Genomic DNA, 19526 nt, shown 5'->3' on the forward strand with positions numbered 1-19526 from the left:
GTCAGTTCCTCAGCAGTTGTTTGAGCGAGACATCGGCGTCGGCTAATGCGCCCGTCGAAAGCGGGTTTCGATGGGCAATCAGCCGTTCGCACAGCTTGATGTCCTTGGCGACGCTATTGCCTTGGCCCCAGCCGCACGCGCCCAGCAGACGTTGTTCGGCATCGAGGTAGAACAACAGGAAACCGCCACCCGGGGTTGTCCGGCTCACCGTCGGTTCGGTGTTGGCAATGAGGCCCACGGTTTGCAGCCCCCAGTCGTATTGATCGGACCAGAAACCGGGAATGACTTCGAAGGGCAGTTCTGCGCCCAGCAGGTTCAGCGCGGCGTGACGGCCTTGGGTTTCGGCGTTGCGCCAGGTTTCCTGGCGCTGGAAAACCCCTTGCGGGTGCAGACGAAATTCACAAACGTCGCCTGCCGCAAAGATGTCCGGCGCACTGGTACGCAACTGCGCATCGACGCGAATGCCCTGACCGACCTCAAGCCCGGCCGCCACAGCCAACTCGGTGTTGGGCTGCATGCCGATGCCCACCACGATCAAATCGCAGGGCAACAACTGGCCGTCGACCAATTGCACCGCCTCGGCGCGGGCGGCGCCCAGCACCGTCTCAATGGACACGTTGAGTCGGACATCCACGCCCTGAAGGCGATGCAGTTCCAGCAAGACACGGGACAATCGCTCCGGCAGGACGCGGCCCGCCAGGCGCGGACCCGCTTCAAGCAACGTCACCGTGCAACCCAAGGCTCGGGCGGTCGCGGCCACTTCCAGACCGATGAAGCCGCCGCCGATGATCACCAGTCGAGTGCCGGGTTGCAGCGATTCGCGCAGCGCCAACGCCTCATCGTGGGTTCGCAGATACAGCACGTTGGGCAGATGTTCGGGCACCGAAAGCAACAGCCGCGCCCTGCCCCCGGTCGCCAGCAACAGTCGGGCATATTGCACCCAGCGACCATCGGCCAACTGCAATCGATGCTGCTGCGGATCGAGGCTTTTCACCGGGTTGCCAGCCAGGTGTTCAATGTCCAGTTCGGCGAGCCGGGCGCTGTCGCACAAGCTACAACCCGCCAGCTCAACCGTACCTTGCAACAGCCCTTTCGACAGCGGCGGACGTTCGTAAGGCGGGTGGGATTCGTCGCCGATCAGGATCAGGCGACCGCGATAACCCTCAGCACGCAAGGTCAGCGCTGCACGGCCACCGGCATGCCCGGCGCCAACGATAACCAGTGGAGCATTGGCAGGATTCATGGCACAGACTCCGCGCAGTTAAACGCTGATGGCGAGCAAGACACGCCCCGCCTCGACCCGGACCGGATAGGTCCTGAGGTTGACGCATACCGGCGCGCCCAAGGCTTTGCCGGAGCGATAGTCAAACCGCCCGTTGTGCTTGGGGCACTCGATGACATGGTCCATCACCAGGCCATCGGCGAGGTGGATGGACTCGTGGGTGCACAGGCCGGCCGTGGCGAAAAACTCGTCGTCGGCAGAGCGGTAGACGGCATAGGTGTGCGGGCCGTGGTCGAAACGAATGACATCCTCTTCATTTATTTCGCCCACGGCGCAGACGTCGATCCATTGATCGGTCATGGCGTTTTCTCTCTTGTAAGGGTTAGAACGGGGAGCTATCAGGCGGGCTCTGCCTGAGCGGTGACGGCGGGTTCTGCACGTTGTGGCAAAGGGCGACGGACGAAATACGTCGGGTCTTTTCGCTGCTTCCAGATCGTCGGGAGGATTTCCTTGAAGGCTTCGAAGAGGCCGCTGTACGGCGGCGGGCAGTCGTGGCGGATCTCTTCGTGAAGCTGCGCCAACGCGTGAAACGGCACCATCGGGTACATGTGATGCTCGAGGTGATAGTTCATGTCGAGGTACATAAAGCGCAGCACCCGGTTCATGTAAATAGTGCGGCAGTTGCTGCGGTGATCGAGCACGTCCTCGGCCAGGCCGACATGCTGGGTCAGGCCAAACAGGTAGGACAGCCAGCCGCCGTACAGCGTCGGCAAACCGATGAACATCAGCGGCAGCCAGCTCTGCAAATACAGTGCAGCCGCGATGGTCAGTCCATAAATCACCAGCCAGATGCGCGCAGCAGTAAAGATTTTCGGCCACTCGGATTCAGGGATGAAGGTCTGCTCTTCTTCCGCCATCCGCCCGGTTACATGCCGGCAGACCGACCCCATCGTCTTGATCGCATAAGGCATGCGAAACAGACTCAGCACCATGTTGATCAGGCTGGGCGGACGCGGCTCGACGATCTCCGGATCGCGGCCGACGATGATGGTGTCGGTGTGGTGCCGGGCGTGGCTCCAACGCCAGACATGTGGTTCGAACATGAACATGAAGCTCGATAGCTGGTAGACCACGTCGTTCATCCAGCGGGTCTTGAACGCCGTGCCGTGACCGGTTTCATGCCAACGGGCATTCGATGCGGTGCCGTAGAGCAGTCCGTAGACGAAGAAGAACGGAACGCAGGCCCAGGAGCCCCAGAACCAGTAGCCACCGAACCCGGTGACGACCATCGAGAGCAACCAGAGGGCGGTATCGCGCAAGGCCGGGCCGTCGCGGCGCTGCATCAATTCCTTCATGCGTTTGCGGGAAATGGGCGATTGGTACCAGCTGGCTGACACCAGGCCTTTTTGCGCGGCTTTGGCGGCTTCGGGGCCGATCAATCGATAATCCCGAGGCACGGGTTTATCAGGGCGTTCATAGGCTGCGTTTTGTTCAGGCATTTTATTGTTCTCCGCAAGCTTGATGGTTGTGGGCACTTGCTTCGATGCGGGATCACATCGTTGGAGAAACGATAGAGAGCCCACTGATTACCCTCAAGCCCTTGAATACATTCCCTATCAAGCTATCATCCAGGCCCATTGAAGCTTGATAGTTTTCTATCAAAGCGTTTGCCGGGACCGCCATGAACACCACTAAACGCCCAACCATCGCCACCGTCGCTGAGCACGCGGGCTTGAGTGTCGCCACCGTGGACCGGGTGCTCAACGCCAGGGCGCCGGTCAATCCGGACACCGCCGAGCAAGTGTTCCAGGCCGCCGAGGCGGTGGGTTATTTCGCCGCCCGGCTGATCGGCCAGCGGATCCGCGAACGGCGCCCCAGCTACCGTTTCGGCATCCTCTTGCTCGGCACCGCCCAGGCGTTTTACAGCAACGTGGCCGCCGCCATCACTGAAGCGGCACAGCGTCAAACCGGCGCCAACCTGAGCCTTCAATTCGAGTATGTTTTCGATCGCACGCCCAGCGCGATCATTGCCCAGATCGAACAACTGGCGGTGCAGTGTGATGGCTTGGCAGTGGTCAGCTTTGCGCATCCATTGATCAACGCCGCTATCGCTCAAATCAGGGAGGCTGGCGTGCCAGTGATTGCGCTGCTCTCCGATATCCACGAGACGGCGGATGAGCCTTATGTCGGCCAGGATAATCATCAGCTGGGACGGACCATGGGTTGGCTGATGGCTCACACCTGCGGCGCCCGCAAAGGCAGCGTCGGGGTGTTGCTCGGTGGGCACCGTTTTCTCGGCCATCAGGCGCGGGTCGAGGGCTTGCGCAGCTACCTGACGGAGCACGCACCGGGGTTGCGGCTACTGGAAGCGGTGATCAACCTGGACAATAACGACATCACCGAAGAGGCCACGCTGGACCTGCTGGCGCGGCATGCCGACTTGCGCGGTGTGTGCGTGGTCGGCGGTGGTGGCGACGGCGTCATCAGTGCCCTGTCGCAGCTACCGAAACGACCGTCGCTGTGCTGCATTTTGCAGGAGTCGACCGAGCTGTCGCGCCAGGCCCTCGCGCAGGGATTGATCAGCCTGGTCATCGATTCCCAGCCGCGATTGCTGGCGGCGGCGCTGGTCGACTTGATGATCGAATTGCAGACCACGCCGGACTTCGATCCCGTCCGGCATCGCATCCACATTCCATTGCAGATCGTGACCTCAGAGAACGCCCGCCCCTGAACGAAAAGCATCGGCACTCAGCCCGAACCGGTTCATCTTGTTGTACAGCCCGCCACGGGAAACGTTCAGCTGTCTGGCGGCCAGACGGATGTTGCCGCCTGTGTCCTTGAGGGCGGCGATGATCGCGTTCATTTCATGGGCGCCGAGGTCCAGGGCGGCCCTGGGTTCAGGCGACATTCCGGGCGTTGTGGGCTGCTGCCTTTGCTTGATTTCATGCGGTAGATCATTGGGCTGGAGCAGTTCGGTCACCGCCAGATTGGTCGCGCGCTCAATGATATTTTCCAACTCGCGAACATTGCCCGGCCAGTGGTAGGCGCAAAGAATATCCAGCGCCTGGGGCGAGATGCCCTGCACCGATTTGCGCAGTGAGCGTGCGCAACGACCGAGAAAATGTTGCGCCAGCAAGGGCACATCTTCGCGGCGCATCCGCAGCGGCGGCACTGTCAAATTCAGCACGTTGAGGCGGTAGTAAAGGTCCTCGTGGAAAGCGCCATCGGCCACTGCCTGACTCAGGTTGCGATGGGTAGCGGCGATGATTCGCACGTTCACCTGCCGGGATTTTTTCGCGCCGACCGGCGTCACTTCGCCTTCTTGCAAGACGCGCAGCAGGCTGACTTGGGCATCGAACGACATGTCACCAATTTCGTCGAGGAAGATCGTGCCGCCATCGGCCAATTCGAACTTCCCGGCCGAGCCACCACGGGCCGACCCGGTGAAGGCGCCCTCGACGTGCCCGAACAGTTCGCTTTGCACCAGATCACGGGGAATCGCCCCGCAATTGACCGCCACGAACGGACCGCTGCAACGGTCGCTGGCGTTGTGGATCGCCTGGGCAAACAGCTCCTTGCCGGTGCCGCTTTCACCGAGGATCAAGGTGGTCGAATCACTGCGACTGGCGATCCGTCCCAGGTGCAAAGCGTCCTGAATCGCACGGGAATTGCCCTGAATGGTGTCGAAGGTGTAGCTGGCCTGAGTACCGATGATCCGCCGGGTAATTTCGCGGATGCGCCGGTTCTCGCGCAACGACACAATCCGCCCGCCCTGCTCCAGTGAGCACACGGACACCAGGCACGCCAGGTGACTGCGATCGTGCAGCTCGAACGTGCAATCCAGGTCGCGTAGCCCTTCCCCGCCGCGCAGCAGAATCTCGTTGGTCAGCTCGCTCTGGCCCAGACGCTGGAACGGACTGCCGAGCAAGTCGCGACCGACGCGGAACAGTTGCCGGGCGTAGCGGTTGAGCGCCTTGATGCAACCGCGCTCATCCAGCACCACCAGCCCCTCGTTGAGCACTTCGAGGACGGTTTGTTGTTCTTCCAGCAAGGCTTGAAGCGCCATTTGCCGCGAGACCGCTTCGGCGGCTGCCTGGACGGTGCCCAGCGTATGGAAATGAAACCAGCCCGGCTCGGCGGTCAGGGTCAGCATGGCCAGTGTCCGGCCTTGAGCATCGCGGATCGGCGCGGCAGCACAATGCATGCGCCGCCGACGCAGGCCGAGGCCGAAGTTTTCCTCGGCCAGCACATAGACCAAGCGGTCTTCGGCCAGCGCCAGCCCCGTGCAATTGGTGCCCTGCACCGACTCCAGCAAACGGCTGCCGATCGGCGTGAGGTCCAGGCCGCAGAAATACAGCGTCGTGCCTTCGGCATCGGTCAGGTTGATGTGGCCCCTGGGGTTGTATGCCAGCAATCCGCGCATGACCTCGGCCGCTGCGGCGATCAATATGCGATTGGCCGCCAGCGTTGCAGCCAGATCGGTCTGGGCAACAAAACGGTATGCGCCATCGTCCGGATTGAGGCCGGCACTGAGGCTGCGCCGCCACGAATCCCAAATCACCTGCCGGACCCCGACAGGTCGCTCAACCTGCCCGTCCAGACACACCAGCCAGGCCTGCTCCAGCTCGGGGATCGGCCCTTCGCTCAACGACGCCGGACCGAGTGCGGTGATGTAGTCGAGGTCTTGTTCGCTGACGGCCAGGGGCTGGGGAATCACCTGCTTCTCCTATGTTCATATTTTTGACATGTCAGTATAGACATGTCGTTTGAATGAACACTTAAATCGTTGATATTTCAATAAATCGTTGAATATCAACGATTTAAATATTGGCACAGCCTTTGCTTCCTCCCTTGTACCAGCGAGGACATTCCCGCTGAACAACAATAAAAGGGAGTCATTTAATGAGCACATCCAAGATTATCCGCCTCGGTCTCATCGGTGCCGGGCGCATGGGCAGCTTCCACGGTCTGACTGCCGCGCGGCACATTCCCGGCGCCTGCCTGGCCGCCATCGCCGACCCAACACCCGGCCAGGCCGCCCGCCTCGCGGCAGAATTGGGTGTGGAGCGGGTCTACACCGATCCACAGCAACTGCTCGACGACCCGGACATTGATGGCGTGTTGATCGCCGCTCCCGCCCGCAGCCATGCCGAACTGGTGATCAGCGCAACCCGTGCCGGCAAAGGTGTGTTCTGTGAAAAACCCATGGCCATTACCCTCGACGAGGCCGACCGTGCCATCGCGGCGGCTGCCGATGCGCGGGTGACGCTGCAAGTCGGCTTCAACCGCCGCTTTGCCAAAAGCTTTCGCACCGCTCACCTGGACGTGGTCGCCGGCCGTATCGGTACGCCGCAATTGCTCCGCTCGCTGACGCGCGACCCGGCGCTGAACAATCCCGCCAATTCGCCGCAGTGGGTGATTTTCCTCGAAACCCTGATCCACGATTTCGATACCCTGCGCTACCTCAATCCCGGCGCGGAAGCGGTCGAAGTTTTTGTCATGGCCGATGCCCTGATTGCTCCGGACTTCAAGAGCAAAGGCTTCCTCGACACGGCGGTGGTCACGATCCGTTTCGACAACGGCGCCATCGCCACCGCCGAGGCGAATTTCCAGGCGGTCTATGGCTACGACGTGCGAGGCGAAGTGTTCGGCAACGCGGGCATGCTGACCATGGGCAGCGTCAACGATTCAGACCTGGTGCGCTACCTGGCCAGCGGCATCCAGGGCGACACCCAGCGCCTCGACACCGACCTGTTGCGCGATGCCTATGTGGCTGAGCTCAACCACTTTGTCGACTGCCTGCGCACTGGCGAAAAACCCCTGGCCAGCGGCGAAGATGCCCGGGCTGCACTGGCGATTGCGCGCGCATGCATCGAGTCGTTCCAGCAAGGTAAAGCAGTGCGCGTGCAAGGAGGCCGCCCATGAGCTTCACTCCGTTCAAACTGGCGATCAGTGCCGAGATGGTCTTCCTCGATCTACCGTTCACCGAACGCGTCAAACGCATTCATGCGCTGGGCTTCAGCGCCGAAATCTGGGACTGGACCAAGAAAGATATTCCGGCGCTGGTCGCCACGGGCGCCGACTTCACCTCCATGACCGGCTACATCGCCGGCAACCTGACCGATCCCGAGGACATCCAGCACCTGCTCGACAGCGCACGGGAATCGCTGGCCGTCGCCACGCAATTGAACTGCCCGAGCCTCAACCTGCACGGCACCGGACTGGGCGACAAAGGCTTGCCGGTCAAACCCGTGGCGCACACCAGCGGACGCATGTGGCTGAGCGCCTGCAAGACCCTGGAAAAAATCGCCCGTCTGGGTGAAGACGCCGGCCGGGTATTCCTGCTGGAAAACCTCAACACCGAAGTCGATCATCCCGGCACGCCGTTCGCTCGCGCCGACGATACCCTGGCGCTGATCGAGGCCGTGGGCAGTCCGCACCTGAAGATGAACCTGGACCTTTATCATGCGCAGATCGGCGAAGGAAACCTGATCGAACTGATCCAGCGCGCCGGCAGCGCCATCGGTGAAATCCAGGTCGCCGACGTCCCTGGCCGCATGGAACCGGGCACCGGCGAAATCCATTACCCCGCCATTGCCAAAGCCTTGTTCGGCATGGGATACACCGGTGTCGTCGGGCTCGAAGGCTGGGCCAGCGGCGACAGCGAAGCGGCACTCGAACGTTTTCGGCAAGCGTTCACGCTGGATTGAAGACACGGCGGCGCGCCCGGAGGTTGATTCAGGGCGCGCCAACAAGCTTCACGCTTGATCTACCCATAACAACAAAAGGACTACCTCATGCGTCGCTGCACACTGCTTTTTGCCACGCTGCTACTCGTCTTCAGCCACTGGGCCGCCGCCTCCAGCTATCGCATCGGCGTCAGCATTGCCAGGGTTGACGACAACTTCATGACCTACGTGCGCAGCGGCCTGGAAGAGGCCGCGAAAAAGGAAAACGTCCAGATCCAGTTCGAGGACGCCCAGGGCGACGTGGTGCGCCAGATCAATCAGGTCCAGGGCTTTCTCAGTCAGAAGGTCGACGCGGTCATCGTCTTGCCCGTGGACACCGCCGCCACCGCCAACATGACCCGCGCCGCCGTCGAGGCGAAGACGCCGCTGGTCTACGTCAACCGCCATCCGGACGAACGCACCTTGCCCAAAGGCGTGGTCACGGTCGCGTCCAATGACATCGAAGCCGGGCAGTTGCAGATGCGCTACCTGGCGGAAAAACTGGGCGGCAAAGGCACCCTCGCGATCATCATGGGCGACCTCGCGCAAAACTCCACGCACGACCGCACCGAAGGCGTCAAACAAGTGCTCAAGGACTATCCCGGGATCAAGATCGTCGAACAACAAACGGCTGAATGGCAGCGCAACAAAGGCATGGACCTGACCAGCAACTGGCTGCTGGCCGGCACCAACTTTGATGCCATCGTCGCCAACAATGACGAGATGGCCATCGGCGCCGCCATGGCCCTGCAACAAGCCGGCAAAGCCAAGGGCGACATTGCGATTGTCGGCATCGACGGCCTGCCTGACGGACTGGCGGCGATCAAGCGCGGCATGCTGGTCGCCTCGGTCTTTCAGGACCCCAAGGCACAAGCCTCCGTCGCATTGCAAGCGGCGATCAAAATGATCAAGGGCGAGCCGGTCGAAACGGATGTCTGGGTGCCCTTCCAGCTGATCACACCGGAGCAGGTCGCGATGTTTGAGCAACATTATAAATAGCGTTAAACGCTGACGATTGACGCCGCTTTCCAGGTCAGGGGGAAGCGGCGTTTTTCGTTGTGTGAACAGCCTCGGATACCCTCTCAGGCAACGCGTCTGTCAGCCCGCGTTCATACAGGCTGGCGCCGGCCGTGCAAGCGTTGCTTGTCCGCCTTGCGCTCATGGCCCTGACGCAAACGCAAAGCGGCAATGGCCGCGAGCACCAGGACAATCGCCACGATTTTCATGCCGTCCATTGCATTGCCGGTACTTTGCTCGATCAAGCCCATCACCGAAGGGCCGACAAAACCGCCCAGCAGACCGCATGAATTGACGAAGCCCAGGCCACCGGCAAGCGCTGCGCCTTTAAGCCGCGAAGCCGGGTAGAGGAAAATGATCGACTGCACGACGAAGAACATCACCGCCGAAATGCAGAAGCCCAGCAAGCTGATCACCGGTCCCGCCAACGAGGCGATTCCCAGGCCTGCGGCCATGGTCAGCAAACCCGCTACCAGCATCTGCCGAGCGCGCGCCGGCGTGGTGGCAAATCGCGGCAGTGCGATAGCGCCTGCGGCTGCCGCCAGCCACGGCAGCGATGTCAGCAAGCCGATCTGCAAGGTGCTCAGATCACCGTATTTGCCGATGATGCCGGGCAGGAAAAAGATCACCGTGTAGATCGTGATCTGGTGGCAGAAGTAAACAAGGATCGCCAACAGAATCTGCGGGGTCAGGCATTGTTTGAGCGAGTGACCACCAGCGCCGGCGCCCTCCTCCGATTCAGCGGCCAACGTCCGCTCGACCTGCTCGGCTTCAGCGGCGCTCAGCCAAGGTGCCTTGTTGGGGCGGTCCGGCAATTTTTTCCAGACCACCATGGCGAAGAACACCGCCGGCAGGCCTTCAAGCACGAACATCCACTGCCAGCCACGCCAACCCCAGACGCCGTCCAGTTGCATCAGCGCGGCACCCAGCGGCCCGCCGATGATGTTGGCGAAGCACACGCCCAAAAGAAAATAACCGGTCGCACGGGCCCGCTGTTCCCGGCCGAACCAGTACGTCAGGTACAGCATGACACCGGGAAACAGGCCGGCTTCGGCGATGCCCAACAGCAGGCGCAAGACGTAGAACGACGTTTCGCCTTGGACAAAGGCCATCGCCGCGGAGATTAACCCCCAAGTGACCATGATTCGCGCAATCCAGAACCGCGCTCCGACCTTGTGCATGATCAGGTTGCTGGGCACTTCAGACAGCGCGTAGGTGAGAAAGAACAGCCCGGCGCCCAACCCGTAGGCGGCAGCAGAAATGCCCAGATCGATATCCAGATGGTGCTTGGCCAGCGCGATGTTGGTCCGGTCGAGAAAGCTCAGCACGTAGGCGGCAATCAGCAACGGCATCAGTTTGACGAACATCAGTTTGTTCAGCGTCGCTGAATCTCGGGGAGTATCGGGTACGGTTTCGATACGCATGTTTCACCTCGGTCTTGTTGTTATGGAGATGACACGTTTCGCGTTTAACAGCAGGCGCCGACCTTCCGGACCGGCGCCCGCACGCGAGCAAACAAGGCTGGGTTGTCAGAAATCGACTTTGTCCTGGCCTTTGAGGTCGAGCATTTCCCGTGCTTCATCCGGGGTCGCCACGCGCGCGCCCAAGGCTTCGATCACGGTGCGGATGCGCTTGACCTGATCGGCGTTGGACGCTGCCAGTTGGCCCGGCCCGTCCCACAGCGAATCCTCGAGGCCGACGCGCACATGACTGCCCATCGACAAACCCATGGTGCCCAGCGGAATCTGATTGCGACCGGCACCGAGGATCGACCATTGGTACGCGTCGCCGAACAGGCGGTCAGCCGTACGGCGCATGTGCGCCAGGTCTTCCGGGTGCCCGCCGATGCCTCCGCGCAGACCGAACACCGACTGAATGAAAATCGGCGCCTTGAGCAACCCGCGCTGGAGGAAATGCGCAGCGGTGTACAAATGGCCAATGTCGTAGCATTCGATTTCAAAGCGGGTGCGGTTCTCGGCACAGGCGTTGAGGATGTGGGCGATGTCACGGAAGGTGTTGCGGAAGATCCGGTCGTCACTCTCGGCGAGGTACGGCCGCTCCCAGTCGTGCTTGAACTCGGTGAAACGATCGAGCATTTCGTACAGCCCGAAGTTCATCGAGCCCATGTTCAGCGAAGCCAGTTCAGGCTTGAGTTGCGCCACCGGCTGCAAGCGTTCTTCCACGCCCATGGTCGGCGCACCGCCGGTGGTGATGTTGATCACCACGTCACTCTTGGCCTTGATCTGCGGCAAAAACTGACGGAACAGGTCGACATCCTGGCTCGGCCGCCCGTCAATGGGATCGCGAGCATGCAGGTGAACAATCGAGGCGCCCGCCTCAGCGGCGCCGATCGCGGCATCGGCAATTTCCTGCGGCGTGATCGGCAAATGTGGCGACATCGAAGGCGTATGAATGGCGCCTGTGACGGCGCAGGTGATGATGATTGGGCGTTTTTTGGACATGAGTGTTCTCCGTTCTTGTTCTTGGCGAGAAAGTTAGTGGGGTCATTCGGCGCGGACGCTGTCCGGCCGTTGTTGCGATCGGGGTCGAGACGTTTAGAGGTACTCGACGTTGCCATCCACACTGATGGCCTGGCCGGTCACATTGCGTGCGGCGGGCGAACACAGGAACAGCGCCATGGCGGCGACGTCTTCGGCGGTGACCATGCGCTTGAGCGAAATCTTTTTCAGGTATTCCTCACGCATCTCGGCTTCTGGCACGTTCATCTGTTCTGCGCGGGCGCGGATCACACCGTCCATGCGCGGGCCTTCGACGATGCCGGGCAGCAAGGCGTTGACGCGAATGTCGCTGTCGCCCAACTCGGACGCCAGGGACTTCATCAGGCCAACGATGGCCCACTTGGTCGCGGCGTACGGTGTGCGCCAGGCGTAACCCAGGCGGCCAGCCACTGACGCGATGTGGATCAGGTGCGCGTTAGGTGACGCTTTGAGCAGCGGCACCGCGTGATGAGCAAAGCGGTATTGCCCTGTGAGGTTGATGTCGATGGTGCGCTGCCATTCCTCGTCGGTAATTTCGTCGATGCCCGCGGTTGGCCCGGCGATCCCGGCGTTGTTAATCAGCACATCAAGGCCACCGAACTGTTCGCGCTGAACCTTGAACACCGCTTCGATCTGCACCGGGTCACCGACATCTGCACGCGTGGCCACGCTGTTCGGATAACGGTCGCGAAACGCCGCAAGGGCGGCTTCGCTGACGTCGCACACGTGCACTTTGGCACCGGCTTCCATATAAGCCGCCGCCAGCACTTCGCCGATCCCGGCGGCGCCGCCAGAGATCAGCACCCGCAAGCCGGTGTAGGGAATCAGTCGGTTGAGAACGCTCATGCTTTTTTTACTCCAGAGACAGACGACCGCGTACGGTCGCTCTTGACGATCAGGCGCGCCAGGGAATCGGCGGCCTGCATGATGTCGTCGGTGACTGCCGCTCGGGCCGCCGCCCCGTCGCGCGCGGCAAGCGCCTCGACGATGCGGTTGTGCGCTTCCATCGAGCGCTGAAGGTGCGCTTTGTCAGGTGCAACCAGCGCAAAGCAGGGGCCCATGTGCAGCCAGAAATTCTCTACCGCCGCGATGGTCAGCTCAGCCTTGGCAACGGCATAAATGCGCCGGTGGAAGGCAAAGTTGGTCCACAGATAACGCTCCACATCGATGCTGTCGGCGGCTTGCTGCATCTGCTCGCACAGATCGCTGATGTCTTTGAGGTCAGTGTCGTTGAGCAGGATGACCGCTTTCTCGGCCAGCAGACCTTCAAGCGCCACACGAGCATCGCGGATCTCGCGCAGTCGTTCGGGCGTCATCATGCGAACACGCAGACGGGAGGTTTCGGTGACTTCGAAAGCATTCTCTGCACTGAGGCGATTCAGCGCTTCGCGCACCGGCATCGGACTGGAACCCAGCGCCTCGGCAAGACCGCGAATGGTCAGCTTCTGGCCCGGCTGGAAGCGGCCGCTCATCAGCGCTTCGCGGATCTGCCGGTACACCTGATCTTGCAGGGTATCGCGGGAAACCTGCCGCAGAGTGGGCAAGAGGATCGGATGATCTGTCATGAGTAATGGCTCACATTGGACGTTCTTATGGGCCCAATATGTGATCACAAATAACATATGTCAAATTTTTTTTGTCTGCCGTTGCCCTTTTGCGTCGAGCACGCAGACAACAAAAAGCCCGCTTCGTAGCGGGCTCGCTGGGTAGGTGGAGTCGTGCCTTCAGGCGCTAACGGCGCTCGCTCATGGCGTTTTTAATGAAGGGTCACAACCCGGCGACTCTCTCCAATCCTGATCCGGTCCAGTGCCCGGTTTAGAGCGTCCAAGGCATCAAGCAAGGCTTTCGCCTCCACCTCTCTGCCGTCTCCCCAAAGGCGTTCAGCCATTTTATTCAGGGCCTGGATGGCGTGCTCAATTTCACTGGCGGTAGCCGTCGCAGCGAGTTCACTTTCCGGTTTTTTCTTTGGCATTCAGTGCCCCTTTTGCAGGGTATTGCTCTGTCCAATATCGATGATGACCAATGTCCCGTAGCTTCCGGATAAAACCGAGTGCGCAACGCCCGCTTCAGCCAGGTAAATCTGCCCTGCTTCAACGCAGATGGTTTCACCACCGACGCCCAGTAGCAACTGCCCTGAGATGACTAACAAGCCTTCGGTGTAGTCATGAACCTCTGCCGCAGAGGGCATTTCATCCATGCGCAGCACTTTGATGTTGGAGTCGCCTACCCGCCCAACCACAGTGGACTTCCAGGTTTGAGGCAAGGCCTTTGAGATCAAATCCAGATCCAGCAGTGACATGGTAATTTCCCTATTTAAAACGTAACCGTCCGGCCAACACATCTTCCTGATCCCCGCGGTTAAGGCTACGGGGTCTGCCTTTGTCGATGTCAGCTACGCAGTTCGAGCTTCGGCTCCAGATAGATCTACGGAAGCTCTGATGGCATCAATTACGTCTTGAGTGAGCGCCATAACTGTCGTTGTACTGATTTCAATCCGACTGATAATGTCTTCTCTCGGGCCCTGTTTCCAGGCAGCGCTTGCGTAAAAAGTATCTTGAGATACTTGGCGATGGCTCTCGCTTCCATAGGAACGAATCAGGTGATAGCTGTCACAATCATGTAATGAGCTGCCATAAGAAACGACATCCATGCCAGCTTCTAGGTGAAGCGGAACACTTACATTCTGCATTATTTGATGAAAGTCCAATCCCGATCCTGGCTTTAAGGTGTACATCAGGATTTCAATAATTCGAGTCATTCCAGGTCTTCCATGTGGAGTTTCAACGTGAGCGTCCGTACATTCCACCTTACGTTATTAGGCGGGAGGCCGGCTATGCGGCAGCAGTTGGCGTGCAGCTCGAAAAACTTGCGCCGCGCAGTCCAGTTTTTCGCTGACGTCTTCACCGATACGTTTCAGTGCACAGCCACATGGGCAGTGGGTTTTGTCCGGTTCGTGATGGATCAGCGAAGGTGGAAACTCTGCCGGTAACGCAGTGCGCTTGGGTTTTTGCTTTTTCTCGGTCGGCGTTAGAGCTGTTTGCAGGGCTTGAAGCTCTGCTTCAATCGACTCGCAGTTGTTCAGGATTCAGGTGGTCAAGATCAGGGACTTCTTCAAGCAAAGGAGAAGCAGGGCGATACAGCGCTGATCGGCGCTCGCGATTATTGACAGGCTAGCTGTTGGCCACTTAGGATCACGCCATGCCTCGGGAAGCACCCTGCTGCGTTGGGGAACACCCTTCTCTTTCTTCTTTCAGATTTTCGCCAGTAAAGGCCAAGCAAGCAGCAATGCGGGTATCGGTGCATCCGATATAGGCCTGTGGAGAAAGTCATGTCCGCATCAGTCGACTGCGTCAAAAACTTCAAGTACCTCGTCCGCCGCTCACCCGATCAGGGAATGGGCTATTCCGAACGCCTGCATTTCCATGCCAAGGAAATCGGGTTCAACAACTTTGATCATTTCCTGCTTTCGCTGGGCAAGCTAAGCGATGACCGCATTGGGAAGATCAATACTAAACTGATGCGACTGGCCTGCGCTCGGACGACTCCCAAACCGAGTCGAGACTATTTCGAGTTCATCGCCCACAAAGACCGTCGTATGCGCTTCTACAGCCACTGGATCGGTTGGGATAAGCGTGGCCAAGAAGTTCGCGTGCCCAGTCTGATGAATGCCTCCTACCGCGTTCCGAACCTACGCGGACGACTCGACGCGCCTGTCTATGTCATTGAGACTCGGGCCCAGCTGTTGGCCTGGCGCCACAAATGGCAAGGCATGTCCTACGTGACTCAGGAGCTAGCAGAACGCGAATTGCGCCCAGCCTTCGACCGAGAACGGGATGTAGTACCCGGCATCCGCGAAGAAGTCATCGATCCGGAAGAGGATTACACCCACAACTACGCCACCTGGTATCCCTCAGGTAAGTGACCCGGCTCACGATCAGCATCGCTTCCGCGCCCCGGCGCCAGGAAGCGATGCAACATGCCTGATATCCTTCCCTATCAGGAATCTAAGCCTCAGCGCTTTCAAGGACGTAGTAAATGAATTCGAAAAATATCGTGCGTTACTGGCACGCCGTCGAACTGCTGCAACCTCAGGCAGTCCCAAAGCTGAAAAAGCGCGACGGCGATTACCAGCCGTTTTTCCAAGACATGCCCACCTCGGCCCAAATCCTGCCATGGATGCCAGCCAACCCTCTGAGCCGGCAGCGCCTGCCGAACAAACGCGTATGGAGCCATACGCTCTACGCACACCTCTACAACAACTTGGATGTTTCTCGCCAGTTAGAGACTCTCTACGGCGCGGACCAAGGCTACAAGGAGCCACAACAAAGGCTCTCTGCCTTGTACGCGCTCAAGTTCAACGATCAAGGCATGATGCTGGTCGACAGCTTGGTGCTCTCCAGCGAGGCATGGTTCGTCGGTTGCGCCATAAACAAGAAAGATTGGACACGCGGCTTCGAGGAGACCCAGGACTCTCTCCGCGAACAGGCTAAAAGCCTGCTCGGTGGCGTGGTCCAGGCCGCCGACCTGTCACGCCTAACCGACTATATTCGTCAGACCCTGGGACTCGACGCGTTTTTCGGAAACGAGTCGCGCAGATATCGCTTCCGCTCGGCACCGATCAACCCGAACAAACCCGAACAGGAAGACGATCCGCTCAACAGTTTCCTGCTAAACGATTTGGCTGACATGGCCGATGCCCTAGCCCGTGGCGAAACCAGCGAGCCGTTGGCCCGCTACCTAAGCCATCACGACTCCACACAGCGCCTGCACCTCGACAACCCCAAAGCAGATCTGGCTCAGATCGATCGCCTTTCCCCCTCGCGCTATGCAACTGGCTGCTGGCCTGCCGAAAGGCATTTGGGGTTGGTGCACTCACAACAACTGGCAGTCAACAGCCTGCTCCAAAACCTCAGCAACAATACCGGCATAATGGGCGTCAACGGTCCACCAGGTACCGGGAAGACCACCCTACTCCGCGACCTGATCGCGGCGGTGGTGACACAACGAGCCGACGTGCTGGCCTCGCTGAGCAGAGCCTCGGAAGCCTTTATCCAGGATGGTCGCGAATCCGCCAACGATGGCGGACGCGAGCGCTTTGCCTATCAACTCAACCCACGCCTGTTCGGCTTCGAGATGGTGGTAGCGTCCTCCAACAATGGTGCCGTGGAGAACGTAGCTCTCGAGTTGCCCCAGCAGGATAAGATTGACCCATCCTGGCTGCCCGATGCCGAGTACTTCAGCGAACTGGGCGAGCTCACCAGCGGCAAGCCAGCTTGGGCAATGATCTCTGCGGCATTGGGCAGCAAAGCCAAACGCACCCAGTTCGTCGATCGATTCTTCTATGGCAAGTGTCCGCCAAAAGCGACGAAGACCAAGGACGAATCCGCATCCTCCCAACCAGATGCCCTCGACAACGGCGACTTGGACGAAGATCTACACGACGGCGATCCAGCGCCCGACGTGCCCGTAGCGAATAGCACGGACGACAAGCCAGCCCCCAAGGGCATGCGTGAATGGCTGGCCGAGCAAGCCCCACAGATGAAGTTGCTCTCGTCCGCCGAAAAAACCAATCTCTGGCGCTCCGCCATCAAGCAATACCAGGACGCCAAGCACGCCGAACAAGCGATACGCGCTCAAGTCAGTGACATTCTGGAACGGATTCAGGCAGTAGTCAGCGCTAAGGACCGAGTCCATCAGAAGGAACAGGAGCGCCAAGTCCGTCTGTCCCAACGTAGCAGTCTCGATGACGAACAAGCTACGTTGGAAACACTTCAGCTCACGCCCGCCCGCGAGCAACTACAACGCGAACTCCAGGCCCTTGAAGCACACCTGGCAAGAAAGCCGGGATTTCTCGCCAACTTATTCAGCCTCTGGGGTGCTCATCGCACGTGGGCAGCCCGGCAACGCCTGCTCGATAGCGCCCACGCCTTGGCTGAGGATGCCTTCGCCAGTGCCCAACGCCAAGTGCAGCGACTCGTCGGCCGGCTCACCGAAGTCAATCGACAATTGGCTAAGGACGAACAGGAGATCAATGAAGCAGTGCTCCACGCCGCCCTGCAGATCGATAAGGCTCGCAGCATTGCCCAGGCTGGCCAGGCCAAGCACCTGCAGGTCTGGCTCGAACAAGACCAGATCGGCAGAGGTAGCGAGATCGAGCTGCTCGAACCCTGGATAGTCGAAGGCTGGCGTCAGGCCCGGGCGAAGGTGTTCATCGAAGCGCTAAAGCTGCATCGCGTCTTCTTCCAGATCGAAGCCTCGCGCTTACGCGCTAACTTGGACTTCATCACTAGCACGCTCACCGGCAGTCGTTATCGCGGTGTGTCCCAGGCCTTGATGCGTTCGGCATGGGCCTCGCTGTTCATGGTAGTGCCGGTGCTCAGCAGTACCTTCGCCTCGTTCGCCCGCTCCTTCGGTAGCCTTGGCTGCGGAGAGATTGGCTGGCTGTTGGTGGACGAAGCCGGTCAAGCTACCCCGCAGGCTGCAGTGGGTGCCCTATGGCGTGCACGCCGCGCTGTGCTGGTCGGTGATCCGCTGCAATTGGAGCCGATCGTCACCGTATCCGATGCCGTGCTCGAACACATGCGTACCCGCTATCAAGTCGACGCTCACTGGCTGCCCAATCGCCAGTCCGCCCAGACCTTAGCCGATCAGGCCACCCCTTGGGGTCGCATGGCTGGTCCTAAAGACAAGAAATGCTGGGTCGGCTTGCCGCTGGTGGTGCACCGTCGCTGTGACAAACCGATGTTCGACCTAGCTAATCGCATCGCCTACGACGGTGCCATGGTCTTTGGCACCATCGCGCCCTCACCCGCCAAAGAAACTCCGGCCCGCCTGCTCACCGGCTGGGTACACGCGAGTGGCCGCTCTTCTGGCAATTGGGTCGACAATGAAGGCAAGGCGCTCGAGCGTCTGTTGGCCTTGCTTGATGGCGACGGTGTGCCCCTGGATAGCATCGCAGTTATCACGCCCTTTCAGGACGTGCGCAACCAGCTCAAGGATCGATTACACGCCAAGATCCTGCGCGGCACGATTCACACCATGCAGGGTAAGGAAGCTGAAGTGATCATCCTCGTCCTGGGTGGGAGCAGCGAAAACGGCGGCGCTCGCGAATGGGCAGTTTCCAAGCCCAACCTGCTCAACGTCGCGGCCACCCGGGCCAAGCGCCGCTTATATGTGATTGGCGATCGCAATGACTGGAAGCAGCGGAAACTTTTCTGTGACGTTATGGAGCTGCTACCGGCTCATTCCCAGATGACCGCCGACAGCCATGCATGACAAATGGCCGCCTTAAGTCCTACTTCCAGCCTTTATACGAAATTAGAGGAGAACTAACGGCAACCTGTCTCGCGCTGAGATTTTGTAGAGCCTATGGCATCCAAGGAAAGGATCCTATGACGGCGAAGTGTTATGGACTGTCTGATACGGCTTGAGTGAAACAAACTCTGGCCTTTGTAATAGTTGAAGATTTCACCCTGAGCGAGCCGTTTTGTAGGGGGAAAACGACCAAAAATAAAAAGGGGTCGCGAGATAAAATCTCGCAACCCCTTGAATTATATGGTCGGGACGGAGTGATTCGAACACTCGACCCCTAGCACCCCATGCTAGTGCGCTACCGGACTGCGCTACGCCCCGACTAGGCGTGAAACTCGTCCTTCATCTCGAAGAACGCTCAAGAATATATCGCAAGCTTTTGAAAACTGGAAGTATTTAAAAGCAGGAATTTATTTCTTGAGTACCACCAGAACATCTTCCAGTTCGGCGATCATCTGGCGAATCATTTGCTTGTATTGGGTGGTGTCGTCTTTGGCTTCATCGCCGGACAAACGCAAGCGTGCGCCGCCGATGGTGAACCCCTGATCGTAAAGAAGCGCGCGGATTTGCCGGATCATCAGCACGTCTTGGCGCTGATAATACCGGCGGTTTCCGCGGCGTTTGACGGGGTTGAGTTGAGGAAACTCCTGCTCCCAGTAGCGCAGCACGTGTGGTTTTACCGCACACAGCTCGCTGACTTCACCAATGGTGAAGGCGCGTTTGCCTGGGATGTCGGGACGTTCGTCGTTA

Annotated in this window: 18 protein-coding genes, 1 tRNA gene and 1 pseudogene; 6 read left to right on the forward strand and 14 right to left on the reverse strand. The window is 59.6% G+C overall.

Annotation, left to right across the window (positions count from 1 at the left end):
• Position 1 precedes the first annotated feature (1 nt).
• From ACIPL2_RS26800 to ACIPL2_RS26810, 3 genes are read right to left on the reverse strand one after another with little or no spacing between them, the layout of a single operon-like run.
• Positions 2-1243: an NAD(P)/FAD-dependent oxidoreductase gene (locus ACIPL2_RS26800; protein WP_401361461.1), complete on the reverse strand. Its 1242-nt coding sequence runs from the start codon at positions 1241-1243 to the stop codon at positions 2-4.
• Positions 1244-1261: 18 nt separating this feature from the next.
• On the reverse strand, positions 1262-1582 hold the full coding sequence (locus ACIPL2_RS26805) for a MocE family 2Fe-2S type ferredoxin (protein ID WP_401361463.1): 321 nt from the start codon (positions 1580-1582) through the stop codon (positions 1262-1264).
• Between the two features lie 38 nt (positions 1583-1620).
• Positions 1621-2721 (reverse strand): fatty acid desaturase family protein, encoded by a 1101-nt coding sequence (locus ACIPL2_RS26810; protein WP_401361465.1) that lies wholly within the window; start codon positions 2719-2721, stop codon positions 1621-1623.
• A 182-nt stretch (positions 2722-2903) separates the two neighbouring features.
• On the opposite strand from ACIPL2_RS26810, the gene ACIPL2_RS26815 reads away from it, so the two are divergent.
• A complete protein-coding gene (locus ACIPL2_RS26815) occupies positions 2904-3953 on the forward strand; it encodes a LacI family DNA-binding transcriptional regulator (protein ID WP_401361467.1) in 1050 nt (349 codons plus the stop codon).
• On the opposite strand, the gene ACIPL2_RS26820 is transcribed toward ACIPL2_RS26815, so the two are convergent.
• On the reverse strand, positions 3933-5939 hold the full coding sequence (locus ACIPL2_RS26820; protein ID WP_401361469.1) for a sigma-54-dependent Fis family transcriptional regulator: 2007 nt from the start codon (positions 5937-5939) through the stop codon (positions 3933-3935). The two genes, ACIPL2_RS26815 and ACIPL2_RS26820, sit on opposite strands and share 21 nt — an antisense overlap.
• 185 nt (positions 5940-6124) lie before the next feature.
• Between ACIPL2_RS26820 and ACIPL2_RS26825 the strand changes: the two genes are divergently transcribed.
• From ACIPL2_RS26825 to ACIPL2_RS26835, 3 genes are all read left to right on the forward strand, one after another.
• Complete coding sequence (locus tag ACIPL2_RS26825; protein ID WP_401361471.1) at positions 6125-7147, forward strand: Gfo/Idh/MocA family oxidoreductase; 1023 nt, start codon at positions 6125-6127, stop codon at positions 7145-7147.
• Positions 7144-7932, forward strand: a complete 789-nt coding sequence (locus ACIPL2_RS26830) for a TIM barrel protein (RefSeq protein ID WP_401361473.1) — start codon at positions 7144-7146, stop codon at positions 7930-7932. The genes ACIPL2_RS26825 and ACIPL2_RS26830 overlap by 4 nt, the downstream gene beginning before the upstream one ends.
• 87 nt (positions 7933-8019) lie before the next feature.
• Positions 8020-8949: a sugar ABC transporter substrate-binding protein gene (locus ACIPL2_RS26835; protein ID WP_401361475.1), complete on the forward strand. Its 930-nt coding sequence runs from the start codon at positions 8020-8022 to the stop codon at positions 8947-8949.
• Between the two features lie 110 nt (positions 8950-9059).
• Here the strand turns inward: ACIPL2_RS26835 and ACIPL2_RS26840 are convergent, their stop codons facing one another.
• From ACIPL2_RS26840 to ACIPL2_RS26875, 8 genes and pseudogenes are all read right to left on the reverse strand, one after another.
• Positions 9060-10391 (reverse strand): MFS transporter, encoded by a 1332-nt coding sequence (locus ACIPL2_RS26840; protein WP_401361477.1) that lies wholly within the window; start codon positions 10389-10391, stop codon positions 9060-9062.
• Between the two features lie 105 nt (positions 10392-10496).
• Positions 10497-11429 (reverse strand): 3-keto-5-aminohexanoate cleavage protein, encoded by a 933-nt coding sequence (locus tag ACIPL2_RS26845; protein ID WP_059405995.1) that lies wholly within the window; start codon positions 11427-11429, stop codon positions 10497-10499.
• A gap of 93 nt (positions 11430-11522) precedes the next feature.
• Positions 11523-12311: an SDR family oxidoreductase gene (locus tag ACIPL2_RS26850; RefSeq protein WP_401361480.1), complete on the reverse strand. Its 789-nt coding sequence runs from the start codon at positions 12309-12311 to the stop codon at positions 11523-11525.
• Complete coding sequence (locus tag ACIPL2_RS26855) at positions 12308-13030, reverse strand: GntR family transcriptional regulator (RefSeq protein WP_401361500.1); 723 nt, start codon at positions 13028-13030, stop codon at positions 12308-12310. The genes ACIPL2_RS26850 and ACIPL2_RS26855 overlap by 4 nt, the downstream gene beginning before the upstream one ends.
• 191 nt (positions 13031-13221) lie before the next feature.
• A complete protein-coding gene (locus ACIPL2_RS26860; protein WP_401361482.1) occupies positions 13222-13437 on the reverse strand; it encodes a hypothetical protein in 216 nt (71 codons plus the stop codon).
• On the reverse strand, positions 13438-13764 hold the full coding sequence (locus tag ACIPL2_RS26865; protein WP_401361484.1) for a cupin domain-containing protein: 327 nt from the start codon (positions 13762-13764) through the stop codon (positions 13438-13440).
• A gap of 93 nt (positions 13765-13857) precedes the next feature.
• Positions 13858-14223, reverse strand: a complete 366-nt coding sequence (locus ACIPL2_RS26870; protein WP_401361486.1) for an NIPSNAP family protein — start codon at positions 14221-14223, stop codon at positions 13858-13860.
• A gap of 84 nt (positions 14224-14307) precedes the next feature.
• Positions 14308-14532, reverse strand: a pseudogene (locus ACIPL2_RS26875) (IS66 family transposase); the annotation flags it as partial.
• A gap of 261 nt (positions 14533-14793) precedes the next feature.
• On the opposite strand from ACIPL2_RS26875, the gene ACIPL2_RS26880 reads away from it, so the two are divergent.
• On the forward strand, positions 14794-15387 hold the full coding sequence (locus tag ACIPL2_RS26880; RefSeq protein ID WP_401361488.1) for a hypothetical protein: 594 nt from the start codon (positions 14794-14796) through the stop codon (positions 15385-15387).
• A 113-nt stretch (positions 15388-15500) separates the two neighbouring features.
• Complete coding sequence (locus ACIPL2_RS26885) at positions 15501-18740, forward strand: AAA domain-containing protein (protein ID WP_401361490.1); 3240 nt, start codon at positions 15501-15503, stop codon at positions 18738-18740.
• A gap of 280 nt (positions 18741-19020) precedes the next feature.
• Here ACIPL2_RS26885 and ACIPL2_RS26890 read toward each other — a convergent pair.
• Together ACIPL2_RS26890 and ACIPL2_RS26895 are read right to left on the reverse strand one after the other, a co-directional pair.
• A tRNA-Pro gene (locus ACIPL2_RS26890) sits at positions 19021-19097 on the reverse strand.
• An 89-nt stretch (positions 19098-19186) separates the two neighbouring features.
• Positions 19187-19526 (reverse strand): MerR family transcriptional regulator (locus tag ACIPL2_RS26895; RefSeq protein ID WP_401361492.1); only part of this gene is annotated, 340 nt, incomplete at its 5' end.

Source organism: Pseudomonas sp. NPDC086251, from assembly GCF_044746405.1.
In the GTDB taxonomy this organism is placed as follows: Bacteria; Pseudomonadota; Gammaproteobacteria; order Pseudomonadales; family Pseudomonadaceae; genus Aquipseudomonas.

What these genes read in the sequence shown, in the direction of transcription:
- ACIPL2_RS26800 (WP_401361461.1), bottom strand. Translation starts at nt 1,243, where the DNA reads ATGAATCCTGCCAATGCTCCACTGGTTATCGTTGGCGCCGGGCATGCC.
- ACIPL2_RS26805 (WP_401361463.1), bottom strand. Translation starts at nt 1,582, where the DNA reads ATGACCGATCAATGGATCGACGTCTGCGCCGTGGGCGAAATAAATGAA.
- ACIPL2_RS26810 (WP_401361465.1), bottom strand. Translation starts at nt 2,721, where the DNA reads ATGCCTGAACAAAACGCAGCCTATGAACGCCCTGATAAACCCGTGCCT.
- ACIPL2_RS26815 (WP_401361467.1), top strand. Translation starts at nt 2,904, where the DNA reads ATGAACACCACTAAACGCCCAACCATCGCCACCGTCGCTGAGCACGCG.
- ACIPL2_RS26825 (WP_401361471.1), top strand. Translation starts at nt 6,125, where the DNA reads ATGAGCACATCCAAGATTATCCGCCTCGGTCTCATCGGTGCCGGGCGC.
- ACIPL2_RS26830 (WP_401361473.1), top strand. Translation starts at nt 7,144, where the DNA reads ATGAGCTTCACTCCGTTCAAACTGGCGATCAGTGCCGAGATGGTCTTC.
- ACIPL2_RS26835 (WP_401361475.1), top strand. Translation starts at nt 8,020, where the DNA reads ATGCGTCGCTGCACACTGCTTTTTGCCACGCTGCTACTCGTCTTCAGC.
- ACIPL2_RS26840 (WP_401361477.1), bottom strand. Translation starts at nt 10,391, where the DNA reads ATGCGTATCGAAACCGTACCCGATACTCCCCGAGATTCAGCGACGCTG.
- ACIPL2_RS26845 (WP_059405995.1), bottom strand. Translation starts at nt 11,429, where the DNA reads ATGTCCAAAAAACGCCCAATCATCATCACCTGCGCCGTCACAGGCGCC.
- ACIPL2_RS26850 (WP_401361480.1), bottom strand. Translation starts at nt 12,311, where the DNA reads ATGAGCGTTCTCAACCGACTGATTCCCTACACCGGCTTGCGGGTGCTG.
- ACIPL2_RS26855 (WP_401361500.1), bottom strand. Translation starts at nt 13,030, where the DNA reads ATGACAGATCATCCGATCCTCTTGCCCACTCTGCGGCAGGTTTCCCGC.
- ACIPL2_RS26860 (WP_401361482.1), bottom strand. Translation starts at nt 13,437, where the DNA reads ATGCCAAAGAAAAAACCGGAAAGTGAACTCGCTGCGACGGCTACCGCC.
- ACIPL2_RS26865 (WP_401361484.1), bottom strand. Translation starts at nt 13,764, where the DNA reads ATGTCACTGCTGGATCTGGATTTGATCTCAAAGGCCTTGCCTCAAACC.
- ACIPL2_RS26870 (WP_401361486.1), bottom strand. Translation starts at nt 14,223, where the DNA reads ATGACTCGAATTATTGAAATCCTGATGTACACCTTAAAGCCAGGATCG.
- ACIPL2_RS26880 (WP_401361488.1), top strand. Translation starts at nt 14,794, where the DNA reads ATGTCCGCATCAGTCGACTGCGTCAAAAACTTCAAGTACCTCGTCCGC.
- ACIPL2_RS26885 (WP_401361490.1), top strand. Translation starts at nt 15,501, where the DNA reads ATGAATTCGAAAAATATCGTGCGTTACTGGCACGCCGTCGAACTGCTG.